The sequence below is a fragment of the Pseudomonas mendocina genome, from assembly GCF_900636545.1.
Classification (GTDB): Bacteria; Pseudomonadota; Gammaproteobacteria; order Pseudomonadales; family Pseudomonadaceae; genus Aquipseudomonas; species Aquipseudomonas mendocina.
Genome location: NZ_LR134290.1, coordinates 5,138,491 through 5,160,136, shown reverse-complemented (window position 1 = coordinate 5,160,136; position 21,646 = coordinate 5,138,491). Strand labels below are relative to the sequence as shown.

Annotated in this window: 21 protein-coding genes; 9 read left to right on the top strand and 12 right to left on the bottom strand. The window is 65.0% G+C overall.

All coding sequences use genetic code 11. The features are described from left to right. Nucleotides 1–8: 8 nt before the first annotated feature. The gene (locus EL191_RS24190) at nt 9–920 is read right to left on the bottom strand and encodes a LysR family transcriptional regulator (RefSeq protein WP_041975558.1); all 912 of its coding nucleotides are present in this window, start codon (nt 918–920) and stop codon (nt 9–11) included. A 115-nt stretch (nt 921–1,035) separates the two neighbouring features. On the opposite strand from EL191_RS24190, the gene EL191_RS24185 reads away from it, so the two are divergent. The 4 genes from EL191_RS24185 to cobF all read left to right on the top strand — a co-directional run bounded on the left by EL191_RS24185 (nt 1,036) and on the right by cobF (nt 5,113). After that, nucleotides 1,036–2,574: an MFS transporter gene (locus EL191_RS24185; protein WP_041975556.1), complete on the top strand. Its 1,539-nt coding sequence runs from the start codon at nt 1,036–1,038 to the stop codon at nt 2,572–2,574. Nucleotides 2,575–2,661: 87 nt separating this feature from the next. Then, on the top strand, nt 2,662–3,663 hold the full coding sequence (locus tag EL191_RS24180) for an ATP-binding protein (RefSeq protein WP_041975554.1): 1,002 nt from the start codon (nt 2,662–2,664) through the stop codon (nt 3,661–3,663). After that, nucleotides 3,645–4,355 carry a vWA domain-containing protein gene (locus tag EL191_RS24175; RefSeq protein ID WP_231118686.1) on the top strand — a complete coding sequence of 237 codons (711 nt, stop codon included), beginning with the start codon at nt 3,645–3,647 and terminating at the stop codon, nt 4,353–4,355. The genes EL191_RS24180 and EL191_RS24175 overlap by 19 nt, the downstream gene beginning before the upstream one ends. Continuing rightward, nucleotides 4,352–5,113, top strand: coding sequence for a precorrin-6A synthase (deacetylating) (gene cobF / locus EL191_RS24170; protein WP_041975552.1), 762 nt, complete (start codon nt 4,352–4,354; stop codon nt 5,111–5,113). The genes EL191_RS24175 and cobF overlap by 4 nt, the downstream gene beginning before the upstream one ends. A 104-nt stretch (nt 5,114–5,217) precedes the next feature. Here cobF and EL191_RS24165 read toward each other — a convergent pair whose 3' ends face one another. The 6 genes from EL191_RS24165 to EL191_RS24140 form a co-directional block, all read right to left on the bottom strand. After that, on the bottom strand, nt 5,218–5,724 hold the full coding sequence (locus EL191_RS24165) for a GNAT family N-acetyltransferase (protein WP_041975550.1): 507 nt from the start codon (nt 5,722–5,724) through the stop codon (nt 5,218–5,220). A 123-nt stretch (nt 5,725–5,847) separates the two neighbouring features. Further along, entirely contained in the window at nt 5,848–6,309 is a 462-nt protein-coding gene (locus tag EL191_RS24160; protein WP_041975548.1) for a GNAT family N-acetyltransferase, read from the bottom strand. A gap of 40 nt (nt 6,310–6,349) precedes the next feature. Continuing rightward, nucleotides 6,350–7,099 (bottom strand): DUF3592 domain-containing protein, encoded by a 750-nt coding sequence (locus EL191_RS24155; RefSeq protein WP_041975546.1) that lies wholly within the window; start codon nt 7,097–7,099, stop codon nt 6,350–6,352. A gap of 63 nt (nt 7,100–7,162) precedes the next feature. After that, complete coding sequence (locus EL191_RS24150) at nt 7,163–9,307, bottom strand: TonB-dependent receptor family protein (RefSeq protein ID WP_041975544.1); 2,145 nt, start codon at nt 9,305–9,307, stop codon at nt 7,163–7,165. 161 nt (nt 9,308–9,468) lie between these two features. Then, nucleotides 9,469–9,957, bottom strand: a complete 489-nt coding sequence (locus EL191_RS24145; protein WP_080764233.1) for a carboxymuconolactone decarboxylase family protein — start codon at nt 9,955–9,957, stop codon at nt 9,469–9,471. A 110-nt stretch (nt 9,958–10,067) separates the two neighbouring features. Beyond that, the gene (locus EL191_RS24140; protein ID WP_041975541.1) at nt 10,068–11,021 is read right to left on the bottom strand and encodes a helix-turn-helix domain-containing protein; all 954 of its coding nucleotides are present in this window, start codon (nt 11,019–11,021) and stop codon (nt 10,068–10,070) included. A gap of 146 nt (nt 11,022–11,167) precedes the next feature. Here EL191_RS24140 and EL191_RS24135 point away from each other — a divergent pair, with 146 nt between their 5' ends. From EL191_RS24135 to EL191_RS24125, 3 genes are read left to right on the top strand one after another with little or no spacing between them, the layout of a single operon-like run. Continuing rightward, on the top strand, nt 11,168–11,557 hold the full coding sequence (locus EL191_RS24135; RefSeq protein WP_041975538.1) for a hypothetical protein: 390 nt from the start codon (nt 11,168–11,170) through the stop codon (nt 11,555–11,557). After that, nucleotides 11,541–12,770 carry an MFS transporter gene (locus tag EL191_RS24130; RefSeq protein WP_041975536.1) on the top strand — a complete coding sequence of 410 codons (1,230 nt, stop codon included), beginning with the start codon at nt 11,541–11,543 and terminating at the stop codon, nt 12,768–12,770. Before EL191_RS24135 ends, EL191_RS24130 begins: the two co-directional genes overlap by 17 nt. 22 nt (nt 12,771–12,792) lie before the next feature. Continuing rightward, on the top strand, nt 12,793–15,051 hold the full coding sequence (locus EL191_RS24125) for a TonB-dependent receptor (protein ID WP_041975534.1): 2,259 nt from the start codon (nt 12,793–12,795) through the stop codon (nt 15,049–15,051). A 4-nt stretch (nt 15,052–15,055) separates the two neighbouring features. Here the strand turns inward: EL191_RS24125 and EL191_RS24120 are convergent, their stop codons facing one another. After that, a complete protein-coding gene (locus EL191_RS24120; RefSeq protein ID WP_017363514.1) occupies nt 15,056–16,360 on the bottom strand; it encodes an MFS transporter in 1,305 nt (434 codons plus the stop codon). A 254-nt stretch (nt 16,361–16,614) separates the two neighbouring features. On the opposite strand from EL191_RS24120, the gene EL191_RS24115 reads away from it, so the two are divergent. Beyond that, nucleotides 16,615–17,184, top strand: a complete 570-nt coding sequence (locus EL191_RS24115; RefSeq protein WP_041975532.1) for a flavin reductase family protein — start codon at nt 16,615–16,617, stop codon at nt 17,182–17,184. Nucleotides 17,185–17,244: 60 nt separating this feature from the next. Here the strand turns inward: EL191_RS24115 and EL191_RS24110 are convergent, their stop codons facing one another. Together EL191_RS24110 and EL191_RS24105 are read right to left on the bottom strand one after the other, a co-directional pair. After that, nucleotides 17,245–18,255: an SEL1-like repeat protein gene (locus tag EL191_RS24110; RefSeq protein ID WP_041975529.1), complete on the bottom strand. Its 1,011-nt coding sequence runs from the start codon at nt 18,253–18,255 to the stop codon at nt 17,245–17,247. A gap of 141 nt (nt 18,256–18,396) precedes the next feature. Next, nucleotides 18,397–19,008: a LysE family translocator gene (locus tag EL191_RS24105; protein WP_041975527.1), complete on the bottom strand. Its 612-nt coding sequence runs from the start codon at nt 19,006–19,008 to the stop codon at nt 18,397–18,399. 94 nt (nt 19,009–19,102) lie between these two features. Here EL191_RS24105 and EL191_RS24100 point away from each other — a divergent pair, with 94 nt between their 5' ends. Continuing rightward, on the top strand, nt 19,103–20,086 hold the full coding sequence (locus EL191_RS24100) for a GlxA family transcriptional regulator (RefSeq protein WP_041975524.1): 984 nt from the start codon (nt 19,103–19,105) through the stop codon (nt 20,084–20,086). A gap of 6 nt (nt 20,087–20,092) precedes the next feature. Here EL191_RS24100 and EL191_RS24095 read toward each other — a convergent pair whose 3' ends face one another. Further along, on the bottom strand, nt 20,093–20,713 hold the full coding sequence (locus EL191_RS24095; protein WP_232005500.1) for a LysE family translocator: 621 nt from the start codon (nt 20,711–20,713) through the stop codon (nt 20,093–20,095). A 50-nt stretch (nt 20,714–20,763) separates the two neighbouring features. Further along, nucleotides 20,764–21,603 carry an AraC family transcriptional regulator gene (locus EL191_RS24090; protein ID WP_041975522.1) on the bottom strand — a complete coding sequence of 280 codons (840 nt, stop codon included), beginning with the start codon at nt 21,601–21,603 and terminating at the stop codon, nt 20,764–20,766. Nucleotides 21,604–21,646: the final 43 nt, after the last annotated feature.

The window sequence follows — 21,646 nt, the reverse complement described above, 5'->3', positions numbered from 1 at the left end:
GTCGCCACTCAGGTACCGGCCAGGCAACTCGGCGTGGCCGCCACCAGGGCGTCGATGGCACAGCGGGTCTTGGCCGGCATATGGGTTGCGGTCGGCCAGATGACATGGATCGGCAGGGGCTGGCAGCGATAGGCCGCCAGCACCGGTTGCAGTTGCCCGCGCAAAACGTAGTGCGCCAGCAGCCAGCTCGGCAACCAGGCCAGGCCCATGCCGGCGATGGCGGCATCGGCCACGGATTGCAGGTCATCCAGCCACAGCGCGGAGGCGATCCGCGCATGGTGCATGCGCCCCTGCTCATCGGCCAGTTGCCAGCCTGGCGAGGGCGCAGCGCTGCCGTAGCCGATGAGGCGGTGCCGGGCCAGGTCTTCTATCCGTTCGATGGGCTCGTGACGCTGTAGGTAGGCAGGTGCAGCGCCCAGGCTCATCACTTGCTCGCCCAGGCGGCGGGCGCTCAGACGGTCGCTGTCCGGTAACGCGCCGATGCGCACCGCCAGGTCGAAACCTTCCTGCAGCATGTCCACCCGGCGGTCGGAGAAGGAAATCTCCACCTCCAGCTCGGGGTGGCTGTCCAGCAGGCGCCACAGGGCTGGCGCGGCGTAGTGATGACCGAAGGCCAGCGGCACGCTGGCTTTCAGCCGCCCGCGTGGCTGCTGGCGGCCGCTTTCCAGCACGGCTTCGGCGGCTTCCAGTTCAGCCCGGGCGCGCAGGCAGTGCTCGTAATAGGCCTGGCCGTCCTCGGTCAGCCACTGGCGCCGGGTCGAGCGTTGCAGCAGGCGTGTGCCCAGGCGTGCCTCCAGCCGCGCCAGGCCCTTGCCCACGGCGGAGCGGGTAAGGTTCAGGCGCTCTGCGGCCTCGGTCAGGCTGCCACTCTCGACAATCTGCAGAAAGAGTTCGACACCGTCGAAACGTGGAATGGCCATGCTGTGATTGGTGCCTGTTGTTCCCTTGTTGGCGGAAAAACTATCACGAATGAAGAAAGAGATTCTCTTGAGAATGCTCTACAGCCGTTGTGGCAGCCTCGAAAGGAGTTTTCTCATGTCTGGTACCAACACCTCTTCGGCCGTGGTGCTCGACCCGCCGCGTGCCGGCAGGGACGGTCTGGCCCTGACCGCCATCTGCCTGGTGGCGCTGATGTTCGGCCTGGAGATTTCCAGCGTGCCGGTGATCCTGCCGACCCTCGAGCAGCAGCTCGGGACGCGCTTTCAGGATGCCCAGTGGATCATGAACGCCTACACTCTGGCCTGTACCAGCGTGCTGATGGCGGCGGGTACCCTGGCGGATCGTTTCGGTCGGCGCCGTGTGCTGGTGCTGTGCCTGTGGCTGTTCGGCCTGGCCTCGCTGGCCTGCGGCCTGGCGAGCGATGCGAGCACGCTGATCGTGGCGCGCTTCGTCCAGGGCATCGGCGCCGGAGCCATGATGATCTGCCAGTTCGCCATTCTTTCGCACCAGTTCCGCGAACCCGCGGCCCGTGCCCGCGCATTCGCCCTGTGGGGCGTGATCGCCGGTGTCGGCCTGGGCTTCGGGCCGATGGTGGGGGCGCTGATCCTGCAACTGACGGACTGGCGCTGGGTGTTTCTCGTCCATGTACCACTGACCCTGCTGACGCTGGTGCTGCTGCACCTGAGCGTGGAGGAGTCGCGTGACCCCGCCGCGCAGCGCCTGGATATCGCCGGCATGGCGAGCCTGACCCTGAGCGTTTTCGCCCTGGTCTACTTCATTACCCAGGGCACCGAGAGCGGCTTTGCCAGCCCGAGCATGCTCGGCTGGGCCGGCCTGGCGCTGCTGGGCTTGGTGTCGTTCGTGGTCATCGAGCGGCGCAGCGCGCAGCCGATGTTCGATTTCTCGGTATTTCGCATCGCGCGCTTCAATGGCGCCCTGATGGGCTCGGTGGGGATGAACCTGGGCTTCTGGCCCTTCATCATCTTCCTGCCGATCTACTTTCAGGTCGGCCTGGGCTACAGCACTCTCGCCACCGGGCTCGCCCTCCTGGCCTATACCCTGCCGGCGTTGCTGGTGCCGCCGCTGGCCGAGCGTATGGCCCTGCGCCATGGCGCCGAGCGCATCATTCCGCTGGGTCTGGGCCTGATCGGTGCAGGGTTCGTGCTGATGGCCGGTGCCAACCTGGCCAGCCAGCCCGATGCCGTGCTGATTCTCGCCGGCTGCGTGCTCGCCGGCATCGGCCTGGGGCTGACCAACTCGCCTACCACCAACACCACCACGGGGGCGGTATCGCCTGATCGCTCCGGCATGGCCTCGGGCATCGACTTCAGCGCGCGGTTGATCACCCTGGCTCTGAACATCGCCTTGATGGGCCTGGTGCTGGTACTGGGTATTGGGCAGCACCTGGCTGAAGCGTTGCCGCCGAGCACGGCTGCGCTGTGGTCTGCCTTTAGCCAGGATATCGCGGCGGGCAAGCTGGATACCCTGAGCTGGCCAGGGCAGGTTGCAGAGCAGGGCGCGGCAATCGCCCAGGCGGCGCTGCGCCATGGCACCGGTTGGGCGATGTTCTATGCGGGCCTGGGTTCTTGCGCATTCAGTTTGTTGAGCAGGTTCTTCTTTAGTCGAGGCAGGTAGCCGGCGAGTTATCCACATGCTCTCGGGGGCGCCAGTGACGGCCCGCGCTTGCTACCATGCACGCCTTGTCACTGCCGGAACCTCCCCATGACCGACATCCACTTCCCGCTCGCTGCCGTGGTGGGCGCCGATGCGCTCAAGCTGGCGCTGTGCCTGGCGGCCATCGATCCGGCCATTGGTGGTGTGCTGATCGAAGGGCCGCGCGGCATGGCCAAGTCCACCCTGGCCCGCGGCCTGGCCGATCTGCTGGAGGGTGGGCGCTTCGTCACCCTGCCGCTGGGCGCGAGCGAGGAGCGTATCGTCGGCACTTTGGATCTGGACGCGGCGCTGGGCGAGGGCCGGGCGCAGTTTTCCCCTGGCCTGTTGGCCCGTGCCGATGGCGGCGTGTTGTATGTCGATGAGGTCAACCTGCTGCCCGATCATCTGGTCGACCTGCTGCTCGATGCCGCCGCCAGCGGCGTCAACCATGTGGAACGCGACGGCATTTCCCACCGGCATGCCGCGCGCTTCGTGCTGATCGGTACCATGAACGCAGAAGAAGGCGAACTGCGCCCGCAACTGCTCGACCGCTTCGGCCTCAACCTGGCCCTCGATGGTCAGCCGCAGCCGGCCGAGCGCGCCGAGATCGTCCGTCGCCGCCTGGCCTTCGATGCTGACGCTGCTGCCTTCCTGCAGCGCTGGCAAACCGAGCAGGCTGCCCTCGCTGCCCGTTGCCAGAATGCTCGCCAGAGGCTTGCCGATATTCCGCTGGATGACGCTGCCCTGGGCGAGATCAGTCAGCGCTGCTTCGCCGCTGGCGTTGATGGCCTGCGCGCCGATCTGGTCTGGCTGCGTGCCGCCCGTGCTCATGCCGCTTGGCGTGGGGTAGCGGGAATCGAGCCTGTGGATATCGATGCGGTGGAGGACTTCGTCCTGCGCCATCGCCGTCGTCAGCAACAGCCGCCGGCTGCCACGCCGCCCGAGCAGAGCCAGGCGCCACAACAGGCATCCGAGCAAAGCCAGGGCGAAGGCCAGTGGGGCGAGCTGCCGGCGCAGCCGCAGGCCATGGGCGAGCGGCGCGTACCGCCGCGCTGGCCAAAAAAGCCCTGAGCATCCGCCCGCGCACAGCCACAGGCGCGGATGCCCGTAACCGGCCCGGACGACTTGGCGGCGGCCTGCGTGGCGCCGCCCGCAACGGTGCGGACGGGCGTATCGACTGGGCGGCGACCCTGCGCCAGGGCCGGCCGCAACGCCGCGAACAGTTGGTGCTGCGCCCGCGCAGCCAGCAGGCCGACGAGCTGTGGCTGGTGCTGGTCGATGCCTCCGCCTCGACCCGTCGGCATGGGGCTCTGAGCCTTGCCAAGGGTGTGCTCGCCGAGTTGTTCGACAGCGCCTATCGCCAGCGCGCGCGCCTGGCCGTGCTGCAGGCCGGTGGTCGTGAGGCGCAATGGCTGTGGCAGGGGCGCAAGGCCAGCGCCGAGCTGCACCGCTGGCTGCACGAGCTGGGCGCTGGTGGTGGTACGCCGTTGCTCGATGCACTGAATCAGGCGGACGACTGGCTGTTGCGTCGGCAACGAGCGAAACCGAGCGAACGCCAGCGCCTGCTGATTCTCACCGACGGCCGCTTGCGTGATCTGCCCACGTTGGCGCCCTTGCCGTGCCCCACCCTGCTGCTCGATACCGAGCGCGCGCCCATCCGCCTGGGCCGTGCCCGCCAGCTGGCGCAGGCGCTACAGGCCGACTACCAACATATCGACGACCTGGCGCCCGGCGTGCCAGGACGCACCTGGAGAATCCCATGAAAACCCTGCTGCTGGTCGGCATCGGCGCCGGCGACCCGGATTACATCACCTACCAGGCGATCAAGGCGCTGCGTCGCAGCGACGTGATCTTCCTGATGGACAAGGGCGCGGCCAAGCACAAGCTCAACGCCCTGCGTCGCGAGATCTGCGCGCGCTTTCTCGACGGCCACACGCCACGCTTCGCCGAAGGCCTGCAACCGGAGCGCGAGCGCGAGGCGGCCGACTACCGCGCCAGTGTCGACGAGCTCAACCGCGACAAGCAGGCGGTATTCGAGCAGCTTATCGACGAGCAGATGGCCGACGGCGAAACGGCGGCCTTTATGGTCTGGGGCGACCCATCGCTGTACGACAGCAGCATCCGCATCATCGAGGCCATCGCGGCGCGGCGCGGTGACTTCGTTTATGACGTGATCCCCGGCATCACCAGCCTGCAGGCGCTGACCGCACGCCACCGTATCCCGCTCAACAGCATCGGCCGCGCTGTGGAAATCACCACCGGCCGCCTGCTCGCCGAAGGCTGGCCGCAAGGCGTGGACAGCGTGGCGGTGATGCTCGACGCCAAGGACACCTACCGCCGCTTCGTCGGCCAGGGGCTGCATATCTACTGGGGCGCCTACGTCGGTACCGCCGATGAAATCCTGATTGCCGGCCCGCTGGACGAAGTAGCCGAACGTATCGCCAGCACCCGCGCTGAGGCGCGGGGGCTTAATGGGTGGATCATGGATAGTTATTTGCTGCGTAAGGAAGGTATGGCGTAGGGCTTAGGTCAGAAGCGGTGGACAAGAAGAGCGTTGTTCACCCCACCTGCAATCGTTCACACCGCGATGATGCAGCAGTATCGGAAGGTGGTTAAAAATCTGCTTCAGCTGGGTATTTCGCAGACTTCTTCCTGATAAATTAGCATCCCACGAGCCTGATAATTAGCCAGCGCTGCGGGATGATCGAAGGTGCAGGTGTGTACCCAAACGCGCTCAGTGCCCGGCCACTGCCAGGCCGATTGAATGGCATGACTGAGCAGTGAGCCACCGAAGCCACAGTCGAGAAACTGTGGAGCCAGACCGAAGTAGCGGATCTCCGCGCTGTGCCCGTCAGGACGGAACAGCTCGTAGTAACCGGCAATGGCACCCCGGTGATAGGCGACCCAGGTTCGATGTGCTGGGTTTTCCACGATGGCCTGCCACTGCGTGTCGTTCCAGCTATCCAGATCACCCCATTCCCAGGCCGAGCCAACCAAGTGGTAAAGAAATCGATTGAACGCGCCCTGTGGCTCTTCGCACTCAACGATGTGCAGGTCGCTACGCTGAGGCTTGGCCCTCAGTTGATCCTGCGAGATCATTTCCAAGTAGTACGTGGTGTACGTCTGCGCCATCAGAGCCAACTCCAAGTAACCCCTGCATGAACCCCAAACTCTTTCCCTGAGTATGGGTAGCACTAGGCTACTGTTGAACAAGGATGCTGGACAGTAGCAAGTGATTCGGAAAGCCTCGCAGCCTTATCCACACGCCTGCAGCGTTTTTTCCATCACGATGGTGCGCTCCGCCCCGTGTGATTCCTCGCGAACTTTGCGGTAGCCCAAGCCGGAATAGAAGCCTTCTGCGGTCAGCGATGACGGCACCAGAAGCCGGGAAATACCAGCGTTCAGCGCTTCGGCATGGAGTGTCTCCATCAGCCGACGACCCACACCGCTGCCCTGGTGCGATGGATCGACGAAGACCGTTCTGACCACATCGCTATCGAGGCTGGCAGTGGCGATTGGCACTCCATGTATCGAGGCGACGAAAACCCTGCGTTTGTCGAGCAGGGTAGCGACCGCTTCGGGCGTGAAGCTTTTCTCGACCTGAGCGATCACTTCGGGTGGATAGTCCTGAGCATTCGACCCACGCAACGCGGCGATCACGATACGGCTGATCACTGTCGCGTCGCCCTTTGTTGCAAGCCTGATCATGCAGTCCATGCTGTTCTCGCTCTTTCGTCGGTCAACGATCCAATCGTCCTTAACGTATTTCCATTCCTTGAGCCCCGAAGGCCTTTTCCAGATCGGGAATGTCTTCACGAGCAAGGATCTGCTGGGCGTGGTGCACTTCCTTCAACTCGAAAAGCCGAAGTATCAAGGTCGCGAGAAGTGTGTTCCGGTCTTCCAGGTTTGAGTTGCCCATAGCGAAATCGACAGCTTCGTCGAAGCAGCGTTTGTCTATTAGCGACTCAAGATGCTCGAGTAATTCTTGCATGCTGTACCACGCTACCTGCGCTCGTATGAGCCCGAACAGGCAGAACAGTGCAAAGCCGGTCATGGCCAGCCCCAGGCCCAGCAGTAAGCCTCCTTCACCACTATCTCCCGCTAATCGCGCAGAGGTTGGACGGTACGGGAGGTATTGGACGAACATCGTTTTGGGAAGTACACCTAAGCCAGCGCTGTAGCTGGTTAGGCCGCGCGCGCCGAAAACCACCTGTTCGCCGTCTGCTGTGGTGAACAGGATGTCATAGCAGTACTCATGTCCGAAGCGCGTGCCGTTGCTGCAGATGGACTCATCGACGACCTGGCCCAAGGTGACCACCCCATGCTGCCCAAACTCTCCGTTCTGAGCCACTTCATCGCTGTACAAGATCAAAAAGAAGACACCGCCTGTGGCCAGGGCGATTAATGTGACGACCACCCAGAACTCAAATGTTCCTACGAGTCCTTTACTGCAGCTTGCGCGCACTGCACTGCGAATAGCGCGCCAGTACCTCAAAATCTGGTCCATTAGTCGTCCTTGCCTCCAGGCTCATCCTGTCCTTTATAAGGCGTTTTCTACGAGCTCACCGCCTTACAACCAACTCCAAGAAACCCCGGTATACACCCCAAACCCTTCCCCTGGCGTGGAGCGCGCCACATCCGCGCCGCTGTCGTTATAGCCCGGCGTCACGGTGGCGGCATAGCGTTTGTCGGTCAGGTTGCGCAGGTCGAGCCAGGCTTGCCAGTCGTCTTTCGGCGAGGCGTAGCCGAGGGTGGCGCCGAAGGTGGCGTAGGCATCGGCGTAGTAGGAGTTGGCGTAGTCCACCGCGACCTTGGAGGCGTACTGGGTGTTGAGGCCGGCGTAGAAGCCGCTCGGGTGGTCGTAGCGCAGCTCGGCCTGGTAGTAGTGGCGTGGTAGGCCGGGCAGGCGGTTGTCGCCGAAGGCGTCGTCGTCGCGGTAGTGGAAATCGCTGAAGGTGTAAGCCTGGCGCAGGCTCAGGGCGCCGGCCGTGCCGCCTTGCCACAGCGGGCTGTTCAGGCCGGCTTCGATACCCTGGTGCACGGTGGGGCTGGCATTGGATTCGGCGAAGACGTTGTTCTCGATCTCGACGGTCAGCAGCTCGTGACGCACCTGCGAGTAGTAGTAGGTCAACTCCCACTGGCCCAGTGCGGACTCGCCGCTGCCGCCTACCTCGAAGGTGGTGGCGGTCTGGTTGTCCATCGAGATCGGTGCGCGCTGGCGAGAGGCGTACGGCTGGTTATTGGCCGGGAAGCGTAGTGGCGAACTCCAGATCATCGACCAGGCATGTGGCGGTTCCACCGAGCGGCTGATATTGCCGTACAGCTGCACCTCAGGGTTGAGCTGGTAGCGCAGGCCGATACGCGGTGCGTAGTCCCAAGTGCTTTCGTCGAGCTTGTCGTCGGTGGCTGGCCAGGTCACCTGCACTTCGCGGCGGGTATGGATCAGCGCCAGGCCACTGGTCAGCCACAGGTCGGGCGTTAGCTCCAGCTCGTTGCCGATATGCAGCACGGTGTCCGAACCCAGGTGTTCGTAGGCGCGCATCAGTGTGCCGGCCGGATAGTCAGTGCCGCCGACGGTGATCGGTAACGCGGCGTTCTCTTTCGACTTGCTGCTGGGCAGGGTGGTGGTGCTACGGAAACCCAGAGTCGTGATGCTGTTGAGCCCGAACAGGGTGTGTCGGCGGGTGTAATTCAGCGTGCCGCTGACGTCGCTGTAGTTCACGCGAACCCGGTAGGTGTTGCCGTTGGGCGAGCTGTTCTCGACGATATCCATCGGGTAATGGTGATAAGCCAGGCCCGCCACCAGGGTCGAGTCATCGTCGATCTGCCAGGTGGTCTTGTTGGCCAGCCAGGTACTGCCGGGCTGATCGCGGTAGGCGTCGATACGCAGGTTATTGGCGGCAGCGGCACGTGGGTCATGTTCGATCTGCGCCTTGGTCAGGCGGCCCGGTACTTCGTGCTCGGTCTCGCGGTAACGCAGGTAGAAACGCGTCTCCAGGTTCTCATTGAGGCGGTAGCCGAAGTTGGCGGCGACGCCTTTGCCCTTGCCTGAGGAATGATCCTGATAGCCGTTGGTTTCGCTATCGGTGAGGGCGAAGTAGTAGTCGAAATCGCCCAGCACCTGGCCGGAGGCGATGCTGCGCTTCTGGTAGCCACGGCTGCCTGCTTCATAGCGCAGTTGCAGCTTGGGCGCGGTATAGCCGGTGTGGGTGATGTAGTCGATGGCGCCGCCCAGGGCCAGCGAACCATGGTCGAAGCCGTTGGCGCCGCGCAGCACTTCGGCGCGACTTATCCACAGCGGTTCCAGCAGTTCGTAAGGCGTGCCGCCGGGGCCGGTCAGTGGCAGGCCGTCGAGCATGATATGGGTGCCGGAAGCATGCGAGCCGGTGCCGCGGTTGATGCCCGAGCCGCGCACGCTGATCTTCACGCCTTCGTTGCCGGGAGACTGCGCGTAGACGCCGGGCTGGTAGGCCAGCACATCGGCGACGCCGGCCACGCGGCCCTGCTCGACTTTGGCCATATCCACCACATTGGTCGCGCCCGGCACGCGCTTGAGCTCTTCGCGCGCGGCCTCCACTTCGCTCATCTGCACGCCGTTGACTTGCAGGGCATCGAGCTGCACGGGCTCATCGGCGATAGCACTGTGAGCGCTCAGGCAGGCGAGGGCGAGCAGAGTGAGGTGGGCAGGTTGGCGGGAAAACGGCAGGGGCAGCATGCAAGGGCTCCGTTGAGCGGGCGGCGAGTGTGTCTGATGAGGGCTGACGAGGATTCGTCACCCACAGACCGCTGGCGCGGGGGCACATCATGCCGGTTTTGCCCGTGCTGTGCAGCGGGCCGCTCAGGGAGAAGCAGGGCGGCCGTCGCTGTGGATAACCCTCAGGCCAGGCCCGCCTTGTCCAGGCCGAACTGCTTGTCGGCAGAACCCGGCACGGTGCGGAAGGCCACGTTGAGGCGGTTCCAGCCATTGATGGCGACCACCAGGAAGGTCAGGTCGGACAGTTCCTGTTCGGAGAACTGCTCACGCACGCTGGCATAGATGGTGTCGGAGACGCCGTGCGGCGCCAGCTGGGTCAGCGCCTCCGTCCATTCCAGCGCAGCGCGCTCGGGTGGGGAAAAGAGCGGCGATTCACGCCAGATGGCCACATGGTGCAGGCGCAGCTCACGCTCTCCATGGATCTTGGCTTCCTTCACGTGCATGTCGACGCAGAAGCCGCAGCCGTTGATCTGCGACGCGCGCAGGGTGACCAGGTGGGCGATCTCGGCGAGAAACGGCGTCTTGTTCAGCAGCATGGAAAATTCCACGTACTTGCCGGAGGCCTTGGGGGAGAGTGCGAAGTAGTCGAGGCGTTGGGTCATGGTGTTCATCCGTATCTGCGTTGAGGGGCGTGATGGCCTGCCCCGGTAGCGGTGAATCTACGCAGCAGTGGCCCAGTCACATAGATCCAATTGTGCAGATTTGGATTGATCCACTTCGCTCAGCGACGAGCCTGCGACGGCGGAAATCCATACTGGCGCTTGAAGGCGGCGCTGAAGCTGCTGAGGTGTTCGTAACCGGCCAGGCTGGCGGCAGCCTCCACCGACAGGCCCTGCTGGCGCATGGCGTGATAAGCGCGGGCCAGGCGCTGGCGGCGCAGGTAGGCGGCGATGGTGGTGCCGTTGCGGCTGCGAAAGGCGTTCTGCAAGTCGACCGGGTTGGTGCCGAGCCGGCGGGCCATGTCGGCGATGCTCAGGGTGTCGGCCTCACCACTGTCGAGCCACTCCTCGAGGCGCGCCAGGCAGCGTTCGAGATGGCTGCCGAGGCGTTTCTCCTGGGGCGCATCGATGCCGCGCAGGATGTCGCAGGCCAGATCCAGGGCGAAGCTCTCGCGTTGCAGGCGCTGTAGCAGCGGCGGCAGGGTCGCGTCACGTTCGAGCAACTGGTGGGCGCGCTGGAGGATGTCCGCCGAGGGTTGCCAGGGCAGGTTGTGCCAGTGGCTGCGGCTGAAGCGCAGCAGGGCGTCGCTGCGCAGTTGGCTGCCGAGGGCGACCTGTTGCAGCCAGTCCGGGGTGATGCTCAGGCACACCTTGGTTTCTTCGCGGCCGCTGCGCCAATGACGCTGGAACTGGTCGCTATCGGTGAGGTTGACCAGCATGGCGCGCTGGCCACCTGGGCGCGCGTCGAAGTGCAGGCGCTGGCGCGGCAGGCTGACTTCGGCTTCGCCCTGCAGCAGGAAGGCGGCGGTGATGCCTGGTGCCAGGCGGTTGTCGCTGCTGGCGTCGACCAGGTCGCGGCTGTGGCTGAAGTACAGCACCAGGCCTTCGCTCAGCACCTGCACCTGTTGCTCGCCATCGAGCACCGGCTGTTCGCCCGGCAGCTCGCGCTGGAAATGCAGGTTGCCGCCGAGGGTGTGGGCGACATCGCTGAGCTGACCGCAGGTGAAGACCGTCATGGTGGCGTGACCGATGGAAGTTTCGTTGCGGCTAATTTTTCCTTCTTTTCGCCTAAGCGCGCAACATTGTTCAGAATTATTCTCATGTGCAATGAGGTCGCAATCGTTTTGGTTGCGTCACCAATGATCATGGGAATCAGACAACGATGGGTTTGCTCCTTACGCAAACGGCGGTGGTCGAGGCGGTCTTTCACGAGCATGTCGACGCGGCGCAGATAAGCCAGTGGCTGGACAGCATCGAGCGTTTGATCGAGGGCCGTCAGCCGTTCTTCTTCATTTCCAGTACCCGCGAGGGCAGCACCTTCGCCGAGGATTACCGGGCCATTCAGGGCGTCTGGTACAAGCAGCACAAGGCGGCGTTCCGCGAGGTCTGTCGGGGGCTGGTGCGCATCGCTTGTGACGCCGAGGAACAGGCCCGGCTCGATACCCCGGCGCTGCATGCCGCCTGGGGCGTGCCCTATTTCGTCACCCTGGACAGGACGCACGGCTATCGCTGGATCGCCGAGCGCATGGTGACTCATGTCGCGACCGTCTGAATCGGTGCCAGTGACCCGGCTGGCGCTGGCGGTGATCGTGGTGCTGTACCTGGCCCACGCGCTGCCGTTGTACTTCTTCAATGTGGCGATGCCGGCCATCCTGCGTAGCCAGGGTGTCGACCTGCGCTGGATCGGCATGCTTTCGCTGCTGTACGTCCCCTGGGCGTTCAAGTTTCTCTGGGCGCCGCTGGTCGACCGGCATTACCTGCACAGCCTCGGCCGTCGCCGCACCTGGCTGTGGCTGACCCAGGCGGCGCTGGTGGCCGGCATCCTGGTGCTGGCGCTGACCGGCCTGGAGCACGGCCTGCTGCTGTTCGTCTTGGTGAGCCTGTGGATATCCACCTTCGCCGCCACCCAGGATATCGCCATCGACGGCTACACCGTGGAGTCGCTGGCCAGCGACGATCATCGCCTGGGCAGCATGGCGCAAAGCATCGGCGTAGCGCTGGGCAGTATGTTCGGCGGTGCCGGCGTGCTGTGGCTGTATCAGGTGGTCGGCTGGCAGAGCGCGCTGTTGACCCTGGCCGGCCTCAGCGCCTTGACCATGCTGGCGGTGGCGCGGGTCGATGATCGCCTGCCGGCGCAGGCCGAGGCGGCCAGGCCGGGCTTCATCGCCACCTTCAAGCGCCCGGAGATCCGCTGGGCGCTGCTGCTGATCCTGGTCTATCGCCTGGTCGAGGCGCCGGCCATGGCCATGCTCACGCCGATGCTGGTGGATCGCCAGTGGTCGTTGACGCAGATCGGCCTGCTGATGTCGGTGGCCGGTGCCAGCGTCGGGCTGCTCGCCGCCGTGGCGGCTGCGCGCCTGTTGCTACGTCAGCGCGCGGCGACCCTGCTGCTGCGCGCCGGCTGGCTGCGCAGCCTGGCCTATCTGGCGGTCGCCGGGCTGCTGTTCAGCGGCCTGGCCGACGGCTCGCCCTTGTGGCTCGGCGCCATGGTGCTGGTGCTCCTGGCCATCCGCTACCTGGCGATGACCAGCCTCTACGCCCTGTTCATGCAGCTGTGCTCGCGGCAGCAGGCCGGCACCGACTTCACCGTGCTGGTGTGCTTCGAACTACTGGTGTTCTTCGTTGGCGGTTCGCTGTCGGGCTTCCTCGCCAAGGGCCTGGGCTACGAAACCTATTACCTGCTGCTGGGCGCGCTTTCCGTGCTCAGCGTCCTGCTCTGCAAACCTATCGTCCGGCGCATTCAGGCCGGCACCGACAATCATTGACGCGCTTTCTCTGGGGGAAACCATGAGGCATCTTTCGGCATCCATGCAGGTCACCTTGCTCAGCCTGGCGGTGAGCGGCGCGCTCCACGCGCAGGCCGACGACACCGCGACCAGCCAGGTTCAGGAGCTCGGCCCGGTGGTGGTCACCGCCACCCGTTCGGCCAAGAGCGTCGCCGAGATCGCCGGCACGGTGTACAGCATCGAGCACGAACAGGTTGCCGAACAGGCCGCAGCCGGGCGCTCCACCGCCGATATCCTCGGCCAGCTCGTGCCTTCCTTGGCGCCGAGCAGCGGCACCACCAGCAACTACGGCATGACTATGCGCGGGCGCACCGTGCAGGTGATGATCGACGGCGTACCGCTGACCGGCTCGCGTGATGGTTCGCGCCAGCTCAACAGCATCAACCCGGCGATGATCGAGCGCATCGAGGTGATCTCCGGTGCCACCAGCATCTACGGCGCCGGCGCCACCGGCGGCCTGATCAACATCATCACGCGCAATGCCGACGATGAAACCAGCGACTTCAGCAGCCGCATCGGCCTGCGCACCCCCGGCAAGGCGGCGCGTGACGCCATGGCCTACGAGGCCTCGCAGACCGCCGCTTTCCACCAGGGCGCGGTCAGCGGTTTCGCCGGCCTGAGTTTCACCAAGCAAGGCGAGATTCGCGATGCCGACGGTGATCGCATCGGCCCGGAAATCTCCCAGACCGACCGCCAGGACACCACCAGCTTCGACTTCAACGGCCGCCTGACCTGGCACCTGGACGACGACCAGCAACTGAGCGGCGGCGTGCGCTACTACGACGACGAGCAGGACAGCGACTACGGCCCGGATTACGGCCCCAATCTCAACGTCCTGCTCAACAGCGCTGCCCCCAGCCACAAGGCCGTGGATGGCCTGCAGCTCGACGACCAGCCGCGCACCCGTCATTACGGCGCCAATGTGCAGTACCTCAACCGCGACCTGCTGGGTGGCCAGCAACTGACCGCCGAAGCCTACTACCGCAAGGAAAAGTCGCGCTGGTTCCCCTTCGCCAGCCGTGCGGCCAATGCCGCGTTGCCCGGTGGCGTGGCCAACGTGGTGATGCAGTCGAGCACCGACATCGACGTCTGGGGCGTGCGCACCGCTTTGCAGAAAGGCTTCGAGCTGGCTGGACGCGATCTGCAACTGAGCTATGGCCTCGATCACGAGCGCGAACAGGATCGTCAGGACGGCCAGTTCTACGACTTCAACAGCTTCTTCACCAGCAACGGCCTTAACTACCGCGAGACCTACAGCTCCTCCATGGGCCCGGATGTGGAAGTGAGCAAGACCGGCGCGTTCCTCCAGGGCGACTACCAGCTTACCGAGCGCCTCAGCCTGCAGGCTGGGGTGCGCCGCGAAACCATCCGCAACGAGGTGGACGATTCCATCCCCTATGGCGAGGCCGTCACCGCGGCGACCGTGGCCGGCTACCAGGCGCGCACCCTGGAAGGCGGCAACGTGCGCCACAGCGAGACCCTGTTCAACTTAGGGGCGGTGTACAAGCTGACCGACACTCAGCAACTGTTCGCCAACTTCTCCCAGGGCTTCAGCCTGCCCGACACCCAGCGCATGCTGCGCGATGTGCCGGCCAGCTTCGTCATCGATAGCAGCAGCATCGATTCGATCAAGGTCAACAACTACGAACTGGGCTGGCGCTTGGGCGATGCCAGCGGCCTGAACGCCGGGGTCACCGCCTTCTACAACACCTCCGATAAGGTGGTGCAGTTCAACCGCGATTTCAGCGTCTCGGTGGCCGACACCGACGAGCGCGTATGGGGCGCCGAGGGTAACCTGCAGGTGCCGGTCGCCGAGGGCTGGACGCTGGGCGGCACCCTGGCCTACACCCGTGGCCAGTACAAGGACGCCGCTGGCAACTGGCGCGAGCTCAATGCCTTCCGCGTCTCGCCGCTGAAGGCCACCGTCTATAGCGACTGGCGCTTCCTCGATGGCTATGGCGTGCGCCTGCAGGCGCTCACCGTGGGTGGCAGCGACCGTGCCTACGACGACGCCCAGTCCGCCGCGATCAGCCCAACCATCCGCGCCACCCCGGCGACCAAGATCCAGGGCTATACCGTGGTCGACCTGATCGCCCATGCGCCCTGGCTGGGCGGCGAGGTCGGTTTCGGTGTCTATAACCTGGCCAACCGCGACTACAAGACCGTCTACGGCCAGCAGGCCGAGGCCACCTACGGCGCCATCTCCAGCCTGCCGGCAGCCGGGCGCACCTATGGCCTCAGCTATTCGGTGGCGTATTGATCGCTCAGCGCTGGTAGTTCAGCGGCCGTTTCGATGACTCTGGCAGCGCCAGGCCGCCAGCCAGGGCGATCAGGGCGATGACGATCAGGTAGTAGGCCGGTGACATGCGGTCGCCGGTCTGCTCGATCAGCCAGGTGGCGACCAGCGGTGCGGTGCCGCCGAAGATCGTATAGGCCAGGTTGTAGGTGAAGGCCGAGGCGGTGTAGCGCACCCGGGTAGGGAACTGCTCGGACAGCAGCACCGCCGTCACCACGCCGCAGATCACCGCGCCGACGGCCAGCAGCATGGCGCCCAGCGCCGACGGCAGCAGCGCACCGGAGGTGGCGAGGGTGAAGGCCGGGTACACCGCGACGATCAGCGCCACACCAGCGGTGAGGATGGTGCGCCGACGGCCGACGCGATCCGAATAGCGCCCGACCAAGGGACACAGCAGCCCGGCGAAGGTCAGCGCCATCAGGCTGGCCAACAGGGCGGTCGGCCGCGTGGCGCCGCCGACCACCTGCATGTAGGTGGTGAGATATGTGGTGAACATGTAGAACGACAGCGCTGTGGCCGAAATGAAGGCGCCCAGGCAGGCGATGGTCGCACCGTGCAGGCGCAGGGTTTCCATCAGCGGCGAATGTTCCGGCGCGGGTTCGGCGGCCATCGCCTTGAAGGCCGGCGATTCGTCCAGGCGCAGGCGCATATACAGGCCCACCAGGCCCAGTGGCGCGGCGATCAAAAAGGGCAGGCGCCAGCCCCAGGCCTGCATCTGCTCGCTGCTGATCAGTTGGTCGAGGCCGAACACCAGGCCGGCTGCCGAGGCGAAGGCGAGGAAGGTCGACACTGGCACGAAGCTGCCATAGCGGGCTTTCTGTTCGGTCGGCGCGTGCTCCATGACGAAGGCGCAGGCGCCGGCGTATTCGCCACCGGCGGAAAAACCTTGCAGGCAGCGCGCCAGCGCCAGCAGCAGCGGTGCGAGCAAGCCGATGCTGGCGTAGGTGGGCAGCAGGCCGATCAGCGTGGTGGCACCGGCCATCAGCAGCACGGTGATCGACAGCACGCGCTTGCGGCCGATGCGGTCGCCAAGAATGCCGAAGACGATCCCGCCCAGCGGGCGCAGGGCGAACGATACGGCGAACACGGCGAAGGTCTGCAGCAGCGCCAGGGTCGGATTGCCCGGCGGAAAGAACAGTGAGGCGATGGTTACGGCGAGAAAGCCGTAGACGGCGAAGTCGAACCACTCGACGAAGTTACCGATGGCCGAGGCGGCGATCACCTTGTGCAAGGTGGCCGGGCTGACCTGCTGACCGTGGGCTGCGGCGTTCATACGTCCTCTCCTGATGCTCGAGCCAGACGGTCTGGCGATCAGGTTAGACGTTATCGGCTGCGCCCTGCGCGCAGCGCTTCGCAGGCGACGATGGCGTTGCCGTGAGCGACCTCAGCCCAACTACGTCGACATCAACGAGATCGTCCTGCGCCCGGCCACGCAGGAGTGCTGATCCATAACCACTGTTGCAGGCGCTTGCGATGCGGGTCTTCAAGGGCCAGCATGCGGGGCCTTTTTCGCTTTCAGGAGTTTGCATGAACGCGTCGATCCGTCCCGTCGACCTGGCCAAGGCGTACCGCCTGCTCAATCATGGCCCCACCGTGCTGGTGTCGGCCCGCTACCAGGCTGTGGATAACGTCATGGCAGCAGCCTGGTGCTGCGCCCTGGATTTCGACCCGCCGAAGCTCACCGTGGTGCTAGACAAGGCCACTCGCACCCGTGCGCTGATCGAGGGCAGCGGCCTGTTCGCCATCCAGGTACCGACCGTGGCGCAACTGCAACTGACCCAAGCGGTGGGCAGCGCCAGCCTGGCCGATGACCCGGCCAAGCTGGCCCATGCCGGCGTCGAGCTGTTCACCCTGGAAGGCTACGATCTGCCGCTGGTGGCGGGCTGCTCGGCCTGGCTGGTCTGCCGGCTGATCGATGAGCGGCACAACCAGCAAGCTTACGACCTGTTCATCGGCGAGGTGATCGCGGCCTGGGCCGATGAGCGGGTGTTCCGCGACGGTCGCTGGCATTTCGAAACGGCCGACCCGAGCCTGCGCAGCCTGCATCACGTGGCAGGCGGGCATTACTACGCGATAGGTGAGGCAGTGAAAGCCTGAAACGACGCAGCCCACGGTTTGCCGTGGGCTGCGTTGCAGAGTTGCGCCAGGGTTCGAGCGTTACGGGTAGGCGGCGTCGATCACGCCCTGGGCCTGAGCTTGCGCCTCGGCCAAAGTCAGCTCGTCGTTGTGCAGAATCGCCAGTAGCTGTTCGTTGGCCAGTACGTCGGTAGTGATGCCTTTCAGCCGGGCGCTGCGCGTCATCATCATGTAGAGCGCGACCTGTTCGCGGCTCTCGATCTGATCGTTTTCGAGCGCGATGGCCAGGGTCTCCCGGATGAATTCACGGCGTTGTTCGGTGTTCATGCCGTCGAGAGCCTGCGGTACGGCGAGGTGAATGGTGGCGGAGTAACGGCCGATATCCTCTTCGCGTGCTTCCGCGTACATCGTTTCCTTGCTGGTGACTTGTTTGGTGAGGCGCTCATAGAGCTTGTCACTGGCGGCGAGCTGCTTGGCATCCATCTTCTGGCGCAGCTGGTCCTGCTGGTCGGCTTGCTCGTCGCCGAGTATGCGTGACCAGGCCAGGCTGGAAACGAGGTCACCATCCGCTTCATAGCGATAGACAAGAGCGTTCTGGGATTCGTTGTAGCCATGCAGAGCCGAGCGTTCCAGCCAGCGTTTGGCGAGTTCCGGATCACGTTCGACCCCTTTGCTGCCGATCTGGTAGACGCGCCACATGCCGTACTCTGCGCACCAGTCGTTCTGGCTCGCGGCGTAGGCCATGTAGCTGAAGGACTCCTGATCCCTGTCGGCCTGGGATTTCTGCTGGTCTCTGTCGGCAATCAACGACAGGTAGCAGAAGGCCCGGTGATGTTCGGGGGCGGCAAAGATCAGGCAGCTTTTGGCGCTTGCCACGTCATTCTCATTGAACAGCGCAGTGCCCACTCCGTAGAGAATGTCGCTATCCATGTGCCGCTTGCAGTACGCGTTTTCCTCTGCCGAGGGCAGCACGCTCTCCAGTGTCATTGCAGGTAGCTTGGCGTTGAGGTCTGCTTCGTTCTGCTCGGGTGTGACGGCGCAGCCCAGAATCAGGCTGGAAAAAACCACTGGCAGGCAGTGAACATAGCGCATGTTGATCGTCCTTAATCGGTTATCGAATTTCGCCCGGATGGCGCATCCTTGTGCCGGGGCATTCTATCGGCCATTGCCCTGCTGGCAAGGCTATGTCCCCAGGCTGTGAGGTGGATAACACTCACCCCATAGCTGTTCGCCTCAACGCGCCAGTGGCAGCGCCACGCCGATCAGCACGAAGAGCACGCCGCAACTGCGGTTGAAGGTGCGGCCGCCCCGTTGCAGCCAGGGCCGCACGCGGAAGGCCAGCAGCGCCAGCAGCAGCTCGACGAGGAACTCGACCACGGCGAAGGTCGCTGCCATCACCACGAACTGCACGGCCAGGCCGCGCTGTGGGTCGAGGAACTGCGGCAGGAAGGCGCCGTAGAACAGGATCACCTTGGGATTGGACAACGCCGACAGCAGGCCCTGGCGAAACAGCCGGGCGGCGCCGGGGCGGGTGCCGCTGTCGGTCAGGGTCAGGTTCATCGGCGGCGAACGCCACAGTTGCACGCCCAGCCAGATCAGGTAGGCGCCACCGATCCACTTCAGCGCCAGCAGCGCGGTGGGCGCGGTCTTGAGCAGCGCGCTGAGGCCGAACATAGCCAGGGCGATCAAGGTGCTGAAGCCGACCACGCCGCCAAGGATGGTGGCCAGCGCCATACGCGCGCCGTACAGTCCGCCGTGAGTCAGCGCCAGCAGGCTGTTGGGGCCGGGCGTCAGCGCCAGGCCGAGGGTGGCGACGAAGTAGACGAGCCAGAGTTCGAGGGCCATGCGGGGTCTCCTGTGAATGCGCGGCCAGTCTAGTCAGCGACAGTGTCGTGATTGAGGTAGATTCTGGTCATCTAACGGTTGATTCTGGACTGCCATGGCCGAATGCCCCGATCTGCGTTTTCTCCTGCTGCCGCTGCCGGAGTTCGCCCTGCTGCCCTTCGGTGGCTTTCTCGACAAGTTGCGCTTCAGCGCCGACGACGAGGACTACAGCCGTCAGCGCTACTGCGCCTGGACGATTCTCGGCCTGCAGCCTGGGCATGTTCAGTCCAGCAGCGGTGCGGCGCTGCGTATTGAGGCCACGCCGGAACAACTCGATCTGGCCGACTTCGACTACCTGGTGCTGTTCGGCGGGCGCAACGCGCAGGCCACTGCCGCGCTGGCTCCGGCCTTCCAGCCTTTGCTGCGGCGTGCCGCCCGCGCCGGAGTGAAGCTGGTGGCGATCGACAATGCCAGCTTCCTGCTTGCCGCCTGCGGGCTGCTCGATGGGCATCGGGTGGCGGTGCACTGGCGCCATGAGGCGGAATTTCGCGCCAGCTTTCCGCATTTGCGCCTGGCTCGTGAGCGACTGTATTGCCTCGATGGCGCACGGATTTCCTGCGCCGGTGGCACAGCCGCCATCGACCTGGCGGTGGAGCTGCTGGCCCAGGGCAGTGGTCGGGCGCGGGCGCTCAAGGGCTTGGCCGACATGCTGGTGGACGAGACACGCAGCGGCCAGCACGCACTGCGTTCGCTGCACACGGCGCCGAGTGGCGAGCGCCATGTCGACCGCGCCATCGCGCTGATGCGCCACGGCCTGGCCAGTGCCGACGGCATCGAGCAACTGGCGGCCAGTGTTGGCATCAGCCGCCGTCAGCTCGATCGCCTGTTCCAAGCCAGCCAGGGCATGAGTGCACGCGAATACTGGAATGAACTGCGCCTGCAGCACGTGCGCTGGCGTCTGCTCAACTCCAGCCACAGCCTGGCGCAGCTTGCCGACGAGATCGGCGTCAGCGATGCCAGCCATCTGGGCAAGCTGTTCCGCCAGCGCTTCGGTACCACGCCTGGGGCGATGCGCCGCCAAACCAAACCCACGGCGTAAGCAGCTTCAGCCGCGAAGCTGGGACAGCAACGGCACCCACACCGAAGTCAGCAGCAACAGGGCCATGCAGCGGTTGAACAACAGCAGCCTGGCCGGTGGTCGCAACAGGCGCGCGCTGCCGATGCCGAGCAGGCCCCAGGCTAGCAGGCAGGGCGTGGACACCAGCATGAACAGCGTCGCGTAGCTTGCTACCGCGCCGAACGAAGCCTGGCCGTCGAGAAAGATCGCCGTGACCGACAGGGTCATCAACCAGGTCTTGGGGTTGATCAACTGCAAGCCGGCGCCTTGGACGAAGCCCTGGCGCCGGTCGACGCCGTGCTCGTCCAGGCCAGCCGCATCGGCGCGCATCAGCTTGTAGGCCATCCAGCTGATCCAGGCGGCGCCGGCCCAGCTCATCGTCGTCTGCAGCAGCGGGGCGTGGGCCAGCAGTTCGCCGAGACCCAGGCCGACCACCAGCAGCATCAGGCTGGCGCTCAGGCTCGCCCCGACCGCGATGGCCAGGGCAATGGACAGGCCAAAGCGGGCAGCACTGCCGAGGATCAGCAGGTTGGTCGGGCCGGGGGTAATCGACGCCACCGAGGCGAACAGGATAAAGGGCAGCCACTGGCTCATGGCAGTGAAGGGCATTGGGAGTCGCTCCATATCGAGGCTATGGCGCGATTGTCCGAAGGGCTCGCTCAGTGGTCTTGAAGCTTTGTGCAGCGGTTGCGGTAGGCGCCTGGGGTCAGGCCATTGGCGCGGCGGAACCAGCGGCCCAGGTGGCTCTGGTCGGCGAAGCCCAGATCACTGGCGACATCCGCTGGCGCCGTACCGAGGGCCAGCAGACGGCGGGCGCGCACCAGGCGCAGTTGGATCAGATAGCCATGCGGGGCGATGCCGAAGGCCGCCTTGAATGCGCGGCTGAGGCGAAAGCGGTCGACGCCGCAGGCACGCGCCAGCTCGTCGAGGCCGATGTTCTGCTGAAAATGCGCATGCAGGTAGTCGCGGGCGCGCAGGGCCACGTGGGGAATCTGCGGGTTACCCGGCAGGCGCTGGCGCCAGTGCAGGCTGCGCGAGATGCGTTCCAGCAGCGCATCGAGTGCTGCGTCGCGCACCATGCGTGGCTCTCCGTCGCGTAATGCCTGCAGGGCGTTGGCGATGCACGGCAGCAGGCCGGGGTCGTCCGGCTGGGTGCGCGGCACGCCGGGCAGGCAGTCGCCAGGCGCCTGCTCGAACAACGCCGGCAGCGCACGCTCCAGCCAGGCCGGCTCAAGATAGAGCGTGGAGTAGGTGAAACCGCCCGGCGTCGGCGCATGGCCGTCGTGAATATCGCCGGGCTCGAGGAAGAAGGTCTGCCCGGCGACGCTGCTGAACAGCGCACGGCGGCAATGGAACTGCTGCACGCCCTGTTCGGTGAAGCCGATCAGGTAGCTGTCGTGCCAGTGCGGATCGTAGGCGTGGCCCTCGAAATGCGCGCGGATCACCTCGATGCCGGTATCGGCATCCTGCTTGAGGTCGACCCATGATTGCGCGTTCATCGCCCGGCTCACAGTGGAAAATTGAACGCCTGAGCTTAACCCG

Excerpts from the sequence above, each read along its gene's own strand:
- EL191_RS24190 (WP_041975558.1), bottom strand. The coding sequence starts at position 920 with ATGGCCATTCCACGTTTCGACGGTGTCGAACTCTTTCTGCAGATTGTC.
- EL191_RS24185 (WP_041975556.1), top strand. The coding sequence starts at position 1,036 with ATGTCTGGTACCAACACCTCTTCGGCCGTGGTGCTCGACCCGCCGCGT.
- EL191_RS24180 (WP_041975554.1), top strand. The coding sequence starts at position 2,662 with ATGACCGACATCCACTTCCCGCTCGCTGCCGTGGTGGGCGCCGATGCG.
- cobF (WP_041975552.1), top strand. The coding sequence starts at position 4,352 with ATGAAAACCCTGCTGCTGGTCGGCATCGGCGCCGGCGACCCGGATTAC.
- EL191_RS24165 (WP_041975550.1), bottom strand. The coding sequence starts at position 5,724 with ATGGCGCAGACGTACACCACGTACTACTTGGAAATGATCTCGCAGGAT.
- EL191_RS24160 (WP_041975548.1), bottom strand. The coding sequence starts at position 6,309 with ATGGACTGCATGATCAGGCTTGCAACAAAGGGCGACGCGACAGTGATC.
- EL191_RS24155 (WP_041975546.1), bottom strand. The coding sequence starts at position 7,099 with ATGGACCAGATTTTGAGGTACTGGCGCGCTATTCGCAGTGCAGTGCGC.
- EL191_RS24150 (WP_041975544.1), bottom strand. The coding sequence starts at position 9,307 with ATGCTGCCCCTGCCGTTTTCCCGCCAACCTGCCCACCTCACTCTGCTC.
- EL191_RS24145 (WP_080764233.1), bottom strand. The coding sequence starts at position 9,957 with ATGAACACCATGACCCAACGCCTCGACTACTTCGCACTCTCCCCCAAG.
- EL191_RS24140 (WP_041975541.1), bottom strand. The coding sequence starts at position 11,021 with ATGACGGTCTTCACCTGCGGTCAGCTCAGCGATGTCGCCCACACCCTC.
- EL191_RS24135 (WP_041975538.1), top strand. The coding sequence starts at position 11,168 with ATGGGTTTGCTCCTTACGCAAACGGCGGTGGTCGAGGCGGTCTTTCAC.
- EL191_RS24130 (WP_041975536.1), top strand. The coding sequence starts at position 11,541 with ATGTCGCGACCGTCTGAATCGGTGCCAGTGACCCGGCTGGCGCTGGCG.
- EL191_RS24125 (WP_041975534.1), top strand. The coding sequence starts at position 12,793 with ATGAGGCATCTTTCGGCATCCATGCAGGTCACCTTGCTCAGCCTGGCG.
- EL191_RS24120 (WP_017363514.1), bottom strand. The coding sequence starts at position 16,360 with ATGAACGCCGCAGCCCACGGTCAGCAGGTCAGCCCGGCCACCTTGCAC.
- EL191_RS24115 (WP_041975532.1), top strand. The coding sequence starts at position 16,615 with ATGAACGCGTCGATCCGTCCCGTCGACCTGGCCAAGGCGTACCGCCTG.
- EL191_RS24110 (WP_041975529.1), bottom strand. The coding sequence starts at position 18,255 with ATGCGCTATGTTCACTGCCTGCCAGTGGTTTTTTCCAGCCTGATTCTG.
- EL191_RS24105 (WP_041975527.1), bottom strand. The coding sequence starts at position 19,008 with ATGGCCCTCGAACTCTGGCTCGTCTACTTCGTCGCCACCCTCGGCCTG.
- EL191_RS24100 (WP_041975524.1), top strand. The coding sequence starts at position 19,103 with ATGGCCGAATGCCCCGATCTGCGTTTTCTCCTGCTGCCGCTGCCGGAG.
- EL191_RS24095 (WP_232005500.1), bottom strand. The coding sequence starts at position 20,713 with ATGCCCTTCACTGCCATGAGCCAGTGGCTGCCCTTTATCCTGTTCGCC.
- EL191_RS24090 (WP_041975522.1), bottom strand. The coding sequence starts at position 21,603 with ATGAACGCGCAATCATGGGTCGACCTCAAGCAGGATGCCGATACCGGC.